This is a genomic window from Cupriavidus phytohabitans (assembly GCF_017815025.1).
Classification (GTDB): Bacteria; Pseudomonadota; Gammaproteobacteria; order Burkholderiales; family Burkholderiaceae; genus Cupriavidus.
The window spans coordinates 1-385 of record NZ_JAGIQB010000275.1 but is presented as its reverse complement, the minus strand read 5'-3'; the positions used below and the strand labels follow the sequence as shown (position 1 = coordinate 385).

Sequence of the window (385 nt, the reverse complement as noted above, 5' to 3'; positions counted from 1 at the left end):
CGCTGGTTGAATCATTTTCTGGCCTTCAAGTTTCACGACCGCAAATTCTACTTCCGTACCGTTACTGCGACAGAACCTCGCTTGAACAGGGGCGGAGATCGTTCAGCAAATAATCCCTTGTGGACTATCGCCATGGTGCGAATGCGCAGTGATCCCAGGACACGGTCATACGTCGAACGCCGAACGAAGGAAGGCATGTCCAAGAAAGAGATTCATCGCTGCCTCAAGCGCTATATCGTCAGGGAGTTGTACCCCCTCATCTTGGCCGATCTGACCGATTCGAGCCGCGGCGCTTGACATAGGAGCGTCACTCTTACCGAGCTACAGTGGCGCATGCGTCGCGCACCCGGCGCCGTGACGCCAGCCGTCCTGCTGCGAAGCTCGA

The 385-nt window shown here is 56.6% G+C and carries 1 pseudogene; it reads left to right on the top strand.

Features of this window, described 5'->3' with window-relative positions:
• Positions 1-297 (top strand): annotated as a pseudogene (locus tag J8I34_RS34470) (hypothetical protein); the annotation flags it as partial.
• Between the last annotated feature and the right edge of the window lie 88 nt (positions 298-385).